Source organism: Arthrobacter sp. Y3223164, from assembly GCF_059091005.1.
This window is the reverse complement of record NZ_JBNHGF010000775.1, coordinates 1-623: the sequence shown is the minus strand read 5'-3', so window position 1 is coordinate 623 and position 623 is coordinate 1. Positions and strand designations below refer to the sequence as shown.

The following is a 623-nucleotide window of genomic DNA, read 5'->3' as shown; positions in this document are numbered from 1 at the left end:
GCCGCGGCCTGTGTGAGCGGCCCGCAACCAATGCTGACCGAAGCCGCCACGGCGAACCACCGCGACGGCCGGGTGCGGTCCTAGGATCAAGGCACCGCAGCTCCCCGCGACACGGCCCGCAGCCGCCTGGGTGCCAACTCACCGCCGGCGACCACTTCGACGAACTCGAAGTCGACATCCCCGACGAGCAGGGGTAACCGGGCCGTTGCGCCCGCCTGCACGTCCCGCACCGAAAGGCCCTCCATGAACAGCCCGGAAAACATCGTCATTGTTGGCAACGGCCAGGCCGGCATCCAGCTGGTGGATTCGCTGCGCAAGGAAGGCCACACCGGTCCCATCACCCTGCTCGGCGACGAGCCGCACCACCCCTACCAGCGGCCCCCGCTGTCCAAGGACTACCTCGCCGCCGGAAAGACCCCGGCCCCGCTGCCGCTGCGCCCGGAAAAATTCTTCACCACCAACGACGTCGACGCCCGCCTCGGCGTGCGCGCCACCACCATCGACCGGGCCGCCAGGACCGTCACCCTCGACGACGGCACCACCCTGTCCTACACGAAGCTGGTGCTCGCCACCGGGGCCGCCAACCGCGAACTGGCCGTCCCCGGCGCCGGCCTGGCCGGCAT

Annotated in this window: 1 protein-coding gene; it reads left to right on the top strand. The window is 70.8% G+C overall.

What is annotated here, in order from left to right:
* Window positions 1-243: 243 nt before the first annotated feature.
* The coding region (locus AC5RUJ_RS17945; protein ID WP_494156479.1) for an FAD-dependent oxidoreductase at window positions 244-623 on the top strand (380 nt) is incomplete at its 3' end.